The organism is Rhodococcus sp. IC4_135 (assembly GCF_011602025.1).
In the GTDB taxonomy this organism is placed as follows: domain Bacteria; phylum Actinomycetota; class Actinomycetes; order Mycobacteriales; family Mycobacteriaceae; genus Rhodococcus_F; species Rhodococcus_F baikonurensis.
This window is the reverse complement of sequence record NZ_JAAOLG010000023.1, coordinates 69,151-78,079: the sequence shown is the minus strand read 5'-3', so window position 1 is coordinate 78,079 and position 8,929 is coordinate 69,151. Positions and strand designations below refer to the sequence as shown.

Below are 8,929 nucleotides of genomic sequence, written 5' to 3'. Positions count from 1 at the left end.
CGAAACTGCTAATCAGTCATAGACAAAAAGAGTCAAATCACTAGCAAAAAAACTCAACTAGCAAAAAATGTGTCGGCAACCATTCAGACGGAAGAATGAACAATCACCGACGAAAAATACTCACACCCCGAACATCAGAACCGAAACCCGAAGGCCCGGAACATCATCCGACATGTGAAGTACCAAAATAATTTTGGCACTGACATTCATCGACACACTGTTGAGTTCTCAAAGAACACGCGCACACCATCACCACGACCCTATGGCCGCCGCTCCGGGGCAACTTTTCCAGCCTATCCCATCATGATCATCGGCGCAAACCGCCGAATATTCGGGGAAGAACTGGAGGTGAAGCACAACCATACACGATGGAAACTACTTCGAAATTTGGTCAGGCACTTCGTACAACCTCGTGTCACTCGCCGTGAAGGCGGGAGTCGGTGTCCGTGTCGCTCTGACTTGGAATAAGTTACGCGAACCTTCAATCAATTCACAAATCGCCTGGTCACCACACCGATTTCGTCAGCCAACGCCAGGTCAGACAGTTTTGTCATTTCACCACCGGCTATAGGACGCGAGTGTGACGCCGAGCACCGAGCTTATTCGGTGCCCACTCGCTCGATCACTCCCCCGAGTCCACGGAGATTCTCGACAAATCGCGGGTACCCGCGGTCGATGTGGAAGATGTCGTGAACTTCGGTCGTTCCGTCCGCGACCAACCCAGCAAGCACGAGCCCGGCGCCGGCTCGAATATCCGAGGACCACACCGGTGCACTCGACAGCACTGGAACTCCGCGGATCACAGCATGGTGACCGTCAGTACGAGCGTCGGCTCCGAGTCGGATCATTTCCTCGACAAATCGGAAACGCGATTCGAAGACGTTCTCGGTGATCATCGACGTGCCCTCCGCAACCGCGGCCAGACCGATTGCCATCGGCTGCAGGTCGGTCGGGAATCCGGGGTACGGCAATGTTGCGAAATTGACCGCTTTGGGTCGTTCGCGCTGGATGACACGGAAGCCGTCGACCTCGGGCGTCACCTCAGCGCCGGCTGTCCGAAGCTTGTCGAGGACCAGTCCGAGATGCTTGTGGTTCACCCCGCGAACACGGACGTCACCCCTGGTCATGGATGCAGCGACACCCCATGTCGCAGCAACGATCCGATCGCCGATGACACGGTGGGTAGTCGGTTCCAACTTGCGGACGCCTTGAATGGTGAGCGTCGAACTTCCGCCGCCCGATACCTTGGCGCCCATCTCGTTGAGCATGTTGCACAGATCCACGATCTCGGGCTCACGTGCAGCGTTGTCGATCACCGTTTCGCCACGGGCGAGCACAGCCGCCATCAAGATGTTCTCGGTTGCACCCACCGACGGGAAGACCAGGCGAATGTTCGCTCCGTGTAGGTCATCTGCCTCGGCAACGACACAACCGTGTTCGATTTCGCTACGCGCACCCAACAGTCGGAGTCCGGATTGGTGCATGTCGAGTGGTCTCGAGCCGATCGCATCGCCACCAGGAAGTGCGACAACAGCGCGTCGACAACGCGCGACCAGCGGACCGAGCACACACACCGAGGCGCGGAACTGTTTCACCGCATCGAAGTCAGCGTGATACTTCGGCTCGGCCGGCGTCGTGATCCGCACTTCGGAATCTTCGAGTTCGACTTCGCAGCCCAGACCTCGCAGAACGTCCGCCATCAGGGGTACGTCGAGAATGTCCGGGCAGTTGGTCACGACAGTGGTGCCTTCGGCCAACAGCGCCGCGGCCATCAGCTTCAGCACACTGTTCTTGGCCCCTCCCACCAGTACTTCACCTTCGAGGCGGTTACCCCCGGTCACAAGAAAGTGCTCACTCACGGTTCACAGCCTAGAGCCACAACCTCGTCGGCACCGCGCCGGTACCGTAGCCCTATGTCTGTTCACCTGACGAAGATCTACACCCGGACCGGCGACGACGGGACCACGGGCCTCAGCGATTTTTCCCGCGTGTCCAAGAACGATCCGCGTCTGGTCGCCTATGCGGATTGCGACGAGACCAACGCGGCGATCGGTGTGGCCGTTGCCCTCGGTACTCCCCCACCGAATCTGCTCGTGATGCTGCGACAGATCCAGAACGACCTTTTCGACGCAGGTGCCGACTTGTCCACCCCCGCGGTCGAGAACCCGAAGTACCCGCCGCTGCGAGTGACGCAGGCCTACATCGATCGACTCGAAGGATGGTGCGATGAGCTCAATGAGCAACTGGCACCGTTGAATTCGTTCATTCTGCCGGGCGGAACTGCCTTGGGTGCCCTGCTTCACGTAGCACGAACCGTCTCGCGGCGTGCGGAGCGTGCGGCGTGGTCCGCGATCGATGCGAACCCGGAAGACACGAGCGTCCTCCCCGCGAAATACCTCAACAGATTGTCGGATCTGCTCTTCATCATGGGAAGAGTGGCAAACCCGGAAGGCGATGTGCTCTGGAAGCCCGGCGCCGGGGCTTGATCGGGACCGGTCAGGCGGTGCGACGCCTACGGGCGCGCCCGTCCGGCCGCGATTCGACCCAGGACAGGAACGCTGTCAATGCTCCACTGTCCAAGGCGATTTCGTAGGCCGACGATCCGTCGTTGACCTTGACCACGACGATGTCGTCGCTCATGATGTCGAATTCGGTACCCGAGGGAGAGCGACGGCTCTCGACCTCGACACCTTGGCGATCAATCCTGGAGTCCGGGCCTGGCCGCAGACTCGACAGTTTGAAAAAGACGAATGTGCTTTCGCCGTAGCGAATGATCCCGTGCCGCCACCCGCTGTCCCCCGGGGATGGCAGAACACGAAGCAGTGCAGCAGTACCGCCGCGACGTAGAACGAGCAGACGATACAGAAAAGCCGCGACGAGAACCGCGAGCAGCACAACCAGAATGATCAACACAGTCATTCCGAATGTCACTGTTCGTCGGCTCCCGTCGCGGCTTTACTCGAGTAACTTACGCGCGCTCGACGGCCCGGAGCTGACCCTTGGCGACCGCAATCGCTTCGAGGTCGCCCGAGTTCTCGGCCAAGACAGCCTTGGCTGCCTCGACGTCGATGTCCTGTGCCATGTCCGCGGACTCGGCAAGGATCGTCACCGTCGTCGCAGTGACGGAGAGGAACCCTCCGTGTACTGCAGCAACGATACGCTCGCCGTCGACCGAGGTGATCGACACGGTTCCGCCCTCGATCAGCTGACCGAGGACCGGCTCATGCCCAGGCATGATGCCGATTTCACCCTCGGTGGTCTGAGCGCTGACCAGCGTCGCCGAACCAGACCACAAGCGCTGCTCGACGGCAACGAGTTCTACGGTCATCTCAGCCATCGTGGACTACTTCCCGGCCATCTTCTTGGCTGCAGCCTCGACGTCGTCGAGTCCACCGCAGCTGTTGAATGCCTGCTCGGGCAGGTGATCGAACTCGCCCTTGCAGACGCGGTCGAAGGCTTCGATCGTGTCGCGGAGCGGCACGACGGAGCCGGGCTCACCGGTGAACTTCTCGGCGACGATGAAGTTCTGGCCGAGGAACTTCTGGATACGACGGGCGCGGCCGACGAGGACCTTGTCCTCTTCCTGAAGCTCGTCCATACCGAGGATGGCGATGATGTCCTGCAGTTCCTTGTACTTCTGCAGAATGCGCTTGACCTCGTTGGCGACGCGGAAGTGCTCGGCACCGACGATGCCGGGTTCCAGGATGCGGGAGGTCGAGCTCAGCGGATCCACAGCGGGGTAGATACCCATCTGCGAAATCGGGCGCGAGAGCTCGGTGGTGGCATCGAGGTGCGCGAACGTCGTAGCCGGCGCGGGGTCGGTGTAGTCGTCGGCGGGCACGTAAATAGCCTGCAGCGAGGTGATCGAGCGACCGCGGGTCGAGGTGATGCGCTCCTGGAGTTCACCCATCTCGTCCGCCAGCGTGGGCTGGTAGCCCACTGCCGAAGGCATACGGCCGAGGAGGGTGGAAACCTCGGAGCCTGCCTGCGTGAAGCGGAAGATGTTGTCGATGAACAGCAGAACGTCCTGGCCCTGAACGTCGCGGAAGTACTCCGCCATCGTCAGTGCGGACAGGGCGACGCGCATACGCGTTCCGGGCGGCTCGTCCATCTGGCCGAAGACAAGGGCGGTGTCCTGGAGGACGCCCATCTCTTCCATTTCCAGGTGGAGGTCGGTGCCCTCACGGGTACGCTCACCGACGCCTGCGAACACCGAGGTGCCCGAGAACTCGCGAGCGATACGCGTGATCATTTCCTGGATCAGAACGGTCTTGCCGACGCCGGCGCCACCGAACAGGCCGATCTTTCCACCCTTGACGTACGGGGTGAGGAGGTCGATGACCTTGATGCCGGTCTCGAGGATCTCGGTCTTACCTTCGAGCTGATCGAAGGCTGGTGGCTTGCGGTGGATGCCCCACTGCTCGCCGTCGCGGCCGAGGCCCGGGGTGTCGAGGCAATCGCCCAGTGCGTTGAACACGTGGCCCTTGACGACGTCACCGACGGGAACCGAGATCGGCTTGCCCGAGTCGGTCACTGCAGTGCCGCGGACGAGGCCGTCGGTGGGCTGCATGGAGACGGTGCGGACCAGGTTGTCACCGAGGTGCTGTGCAACCTCGAGCGTCAGCGTCTTGGCGACCGAGGGAAGCGTGATCTCGGCGTTCAGGGCGTTGAACAGTTCAGGAACAGCGCCACGCGGGAATTCAACGTCCACGACGGGACCGATGACCCGCACGACGCGGCCGGCTACGGCCGAAGCCGAACCTGCCCCGTTGTTTTCGGTTACTGCTGCGGTCATGTGCTAGTCACTTCCTGCGCTCGAGGCGAGCGCGTTGGCGCCGCCGACGATCTCGCTGATTTCCTGGGTGATCTGGGCCTGGCGAGCCTGGTTGGCCTGACGGCTCAACGTGTTCACCAGTTCGTTTGCGTTGTCCGTCGCGGCCTTCATGGCGGTACGACGGGCTGCCGACTCCGATGCCGCAGCATCGAGAAGCGACGAGAAGATACGAGTGCTGACGTACTTCGGGAGAAGAGCACCGAGAAGCTTCTCGGGCTCGGGCTCGAAGCTGAAGTCCGCGACGGGTCCATTGTCATGGTCGTCGTCGTGGCCGTTGGTCAGCATGTCGTCACCGAGTTCGATGCGCTCTTCCGACACGAAGACCTCGAGAGGAGCCATACGGCGAACCTCGGGAGTCTGCGTCAGCATCGACACGAAGCGGGTGTAGACGATATGGAGTTCGTCGACGCCCTCGATCGTGCCTTCACCGTTCGGAGCGGCAACCTGGTTACCCGAACCAGCCATGAACAGCTCCACCAGGTGGCGGCTGGCCTTCGCTGCATCCGAGTATCCCGGATCCTGCGAGAAGCCCGTCCACGCAGCACCGATGTCGCGGCCGCGGAACGTGTAGTAGCCGAGTCCCTTGGAACCGAGCACGTAGACGACCGGCTCCTTGCCCTCGCTGCGGAGGAGAGCCATGAGCTCTTCTGCCTGCTTGAGGACGTTGGAGTTGTAGCCACCACACATGCCGCGGTCACTGGTGACAACGAGCACCGCAGCCCGCTTGGGCTCCGGACGCTCGTTGAGCAACGGGTGATCGAGCGAAGCAGACGCACTCGCCAATTCGGTGAGTACCTTCGTGATCTCCTCGGCATACGGCTTGGACGCGGCGACGCGAATCTGAGCCTTGGTGATACGCGAAGTCGCGATCAGTTCCTGTGCCTTGGTGATCTTCTTGGTCGAGTTGACCGACTTGATACGAGACCGCAATTCGAGAATGCTCGCCATCGATCAATCACTCTCCCTTCGGAATTCGCAGTGTCATGGGCGCGTACGTCACTTGCTGACGGTCTTGCGCTTGACGTTGATCTGCTCGTTCGCGACCTCGTCGGCGCCCAAAGCGTCAGCCTCGGCCTCGTTCACGACCCGGCTTCCGTCGGATGCGATGAAGCCTTCCTTGAACTTGTTCGTTGCAGCGATCAGCTCAGCAGCGTTGTCGGCATCGAGTGCCTTACCGCCGTTGATGCTGGAGTAGACGCCAGCAGCCGAGTGCTTGAGGTCTTCGAGCAGTTCCTTCTCGAAGCGACGGACGTCGCCGATCGGAACGCTGTCGAAGATGCCTTCGCCGGCCAGGTAGATCGAGACGATCTGGTCCTCGACGGGGATCGGGCTGTACTGATCCTGCTTGAGCAGCTCGACCAGACGGGCACCGCGCTCGAGCTGAGCCTTGGAGGCAGCGTCGAGGTCGGATGCGAAGGCGGAGAACGCTTCGAGCTCACGGAACTGAGCCAGTTCCAGACGCAGCGAACCGGAAACCTTCTTCATGCCCTTTGTCTGTGCAGCGCCACCGACGCGGGAGACCGAGATACCGACGTTGATCGCGGGGCGAACGCCCTTGTTGAACAGGTCGGACTCGAGGAACACCTGACCGTCGGTGATGGAGATGACGTTGGTCGGGATGTAAGCCGAGACGTCGTTCGCCTTGGTCTCGATGATCGGCAGAGCCGTCAGCGAGCCACCGCCGAGTGCGTCGGACAGCTTCGCCGAGCGCTCCAGCAGACGGGAGTGCAAGTAGAAGACGTCACCGGGGTAAGCCTCGCGTCCCGGCGGACGACGCAGCAGCAGTGAGATGGCGCGGTACGCCTCTGCCTGCTTGGTCAGGTCGTCGAACACGACCAGAACGTGCTTGCCCTGGTACATCCAGTGCTGGCCGATGGCCGAGCCGGTGTACGGTGCGAGCCACTTGAAGCCTGCGGAATCAGATGCCGGAGCAGCAACGATGGTGGTGTACTCCATCGCGCCCTTCTCCTCGAGGGCAGCCTTGACGCCCGCGATGGTGGAACCCTTCTGACCGATGGCAACGTAGATGCAGCGCACCTGCTTGTTGACATCGCCGGAATCCCAGTTGGCCTTCTGGTTCAGGATGGCGTCGATGCAGACCGCGGTCTTGCCGGTCTTGCGGTCGCCGATGATGAGCTGGCGCTGGCCGCGGCCGATCGGGGTCATGGCGTCGATAGCCTTGATACCGGTCTGGAGCGGCTCTTCGACCGGCTGGCGCTCGAGCACCGAAGCGGCCTGGAGCTCGAGTGCACGGTTCTCGGTGCTCTCGATCTCGCCGAGACCGTCGATGGGCGCACCCAGCGGGTCGATGACGCGGCCGAGGAAAGCATCGCCGACGGGAACCGACAGAACGTCGCCCGTGCGCTTAACTTCCTGGCCTTCTTGAATGTTCTGGTAATCGCCAAGGATGACGGCACCGATTTCGGTGGCATCCAGGTTGAGCGCGACGCCGACGATTCCACCGGGGAACTCCAACAGCTCGTTGGACATAGCCGAAGGCAGGCCAGAGACGTGCGCAATGCCGTCACTGGTGTCGGTCACTGTGCCGACCTCCTCACGGGAGGCCTCCGGGGAGTAGCTCGCGGTGTAGTTGTCGATCGCGCTACGGATCTCGTCGGAGGAGATCGTCAGCTCCGCCATGTTTTTCCTGCTCTCGGTGTCTGGTCTTCGAAAAGATCTGGAGTATGTGTTCGGCTGAAGGACTACTTGAGGTTCTTCCGCAGTGCTGCGAGTCGACCCGCTGCGCTGCCGTCGATAACCTCGTCGCCCACCCGGACGACCAAGCCGCTGAGGAGTTCTGGATCGACCTCGACGTGTACTGCTACCGGCTTCCCGTAGGTGCGGGTAAGAGTGCTGGCCAAGCGATCCGACTGCTCCGAGCTCAACGCCGAGGCGCTGCGAACGTGAGCAACGGTGGTATCGCGCTGCGCTGCGGCAAGATTCGACAGCTGATCGAAAGTGTCTGCGGGTGCAGACTTCAACCGGCCGACGGCCTGTCCGGCGAGTGCCTCGGTGACCGCGGTGACCTTGCCGTAGAGCAAGCGAGAGAGGAACTCACGCTTGCGGGCTGCGGGAACCGACAGATCCGAGAGCGTCTGCTCCAGGCTGGGGTCCCCTGCCACGATGCGACCGAGACGGAAGAGCTCGTCCTCAACGGTGTCCAACTGGCTCTGATCGGCTGCGGCGCGGAGCAGAGCTTCGCGTCCGAGCAATTCGAGCGAGTTGACCAAGTCGCGGGCCGCAGACCAGTCCTGGCCTGCAGCTGCCTTCACGGTGGCGAGCGCCTCGGCGCCGACCTTTCCGGAGAACAACTGCTCTGCCAAAGCCTGGCGACCAGCGGCCGGTGCCGAAGCGTCAGCCAGCGCGCTGCGAAGAGCGCGCTGGCCGTCGAGTACCTCGACCACCGAGAAGAGCTCGGACCCAGCCTGAGCAGAAGCAGCAGTTGCGGCTCCTGCAGAGACGGCGCCCAGGGCACTGCTCAGCGCAGAACGAGTCTGCGCCAAGGCTTCACGGCTCGCTGCGTACATATTGCTCACTTCCTGGCTGAATCAGCGCTGACGGTGTCGAGCTCGTTGAGGAAACGATCAACCGTTCCGGCGCGCTTCACGTCGTCGGCGAGGGACTCCCCGATGACCTTCTCGGCCAGGTCTACAGCGGTCTTGCCGAGATCCGAGCGGAGCTCAGCGACGATCTGCTGACGCTGGGCGACGAGCTGGCTGTGGCCTGCGGCCACGATGCGGTCGCTCTCGTCCTGCGCCTGAACCTTCATGTCAGCGATGATCTGCTGACCCTGGGTACGCGCTTCCTCACGGATCTGCGCTGCCTCGGTACGAGCTTCGGCGAGCTGCGCGCGGTACTGCTCGAGCGCGGCCGCTGCCTCTGCCTGTGCGTCTTCGGCCTTCTTGATGCCGCCCTCGATCTGCTCGGTGCGTTCGGCCAAGACCTTCTGGAACTTCGGAAGAACGAGCTTCCAGAAGACGAAACCGACTACGACGAGCGCAACCGCGGACCACACGATGTCGTATGTCTCGGGCAAGAGAGGATTGTGTGTCTCCTCTGTTGCCGCGAGCACTGCGAAGGTGGCTCCCATGTCGG

General features: G+C 61.9%; 9 protein-coding genes. 1 reads left to right on the top strand and 8 read right to left on the bottom strand.

Annotation, left to right across the window (positions count from 1 at the left end; translation table 11 throughout):
- Positions 1-599 precede the first annotated feature (599 nt).
- The gene (murA, locus tag G8767_RS27815; protein WP_095971611.1) at positions 600-1,859 is read right to left on the bottom strand and encodes a UDP-N-acetylglucosamine 1-carboxyvinyltransferase; all 1,260 of its coding nucleotides are present in this window, start codon (positions 1,857-1,859) and stop codon (positions 600-602) included.
- Positions 1,860-1,913: 54 nt separating this feature from the next.
- On the opposite strand from murA, the gene G8767_RS27810 reads away from it, so the two are divergent.
- Positions 1,914-2,486 carry a cob(I)yrinic acid a,c-diamide adenosyltransferase gene (locus G8767_RS27810; protein WP_166812997.1) on the top strand — a complete coding sequence of 191 codons (573 nt, stop codon included), beginning with the start codon at positions 1,914-1,916 and terminating at the stop codon, positions 2,484-2,486.
- A 10-nt stretch (positions 2,487-2,496) separates the two neighbouring features.
- On the opposite strand, the gene G8767_RS27805 is transcribed toward G8767_RS27810, so the two are convergent.
- The 7 genes from G8767_RS27805 to G8767_RS27775 all read right to left on the bottom strand — a co-directional run bounded on the left by G8767_RS27805 (position 2,497) and on the right by G8767_RS27775 (position 8,924).
- Positions 2,497-2,919, bottom strand: a complete 423-nt coding sequence (locus tag G8767_RS27805; RefSeq protein ID WP_166812995.1) for a DUF2550 domain-containing protein — start codon at positions 2,917-2,919, stop codon at positions 2,497-2,499.
- 49 nt (positions 2,920-2,968) lie between these two features.
- Positions 2,969-3,337 (bottom strand): F0F1 ATP synthase subunit epsilon, encoded by a 369-nt coding sequence (locus G8767_RS27800; RefSeq protein WP_003941287.1) that lies wholly within the window; start codon positions 3,335-3,337, stop codon positions 2,969-2,971.
- Positions 3,338-3,343: 6 nt separating this feature from the next.
- On the bottom strand, positions 3,344-4,795 hold the full coding sequence (gene atpD / locus G8767_RS27795) for a F0F1 ATP synthase subunit beta (RefSeq protein WP_003941349.1): 1,452 nt from the start codon (positions 4,793-4,795) through the stop codon (positions 3,344-3,346).
- Positions 4,796-4,798: 3 nt separating this feature from the next.
- Entirely contained in the window at positions 4,799-5,782 is a 984-nt protein-coding gene (locus tag G8767_RS27790) for a F0F1 ATP synthase subunit gamma (RefSeq protein ID WP_003941320.1), read from the bottom strand.
- A gap of 48 nt (positions 5,783-5,830) precedes the next feature.
- On the bottom strand, positions 5,831-7,474 hold the full coding sequence (gene atpA, locus G8767_RS27785) for a F0F1 ATP synthase subunit alpha (protein WP_007726218.1): 1,644 nt from the start codon (positions 7,472-7,474) through the stop codon (positions 5,831-5,833).
- A 62-nt stretch (positions 7,475-7,536) separates the two neighbouring features.
- Complete coding sequence (locus G8767_RS27780) at positions 7,537-8,361, bottom strand: F0F1 ATP synthase subunit delta (RefSeq protein ID WP_003941304.1); 825 nt, start codon at positions 8,359-8,361, stop codon at positions 7,537-7,539.
- Between the two features lie 5 nt (positions 8,362-8,366).
- On the bottom strand, positions 8,367-8,924 hold the full coding sequence (locus G8767_RS27775) for a F0F1 ATP synthase subunit B (protein ID WP_019749173.1): 558 nt from the start codon (positions 8,922-8,924) through the stop codon (positions 8,367-8,369).
- Between the last annotated feature and the right edge of the window lie 5 nt (positions 8,925-8,929).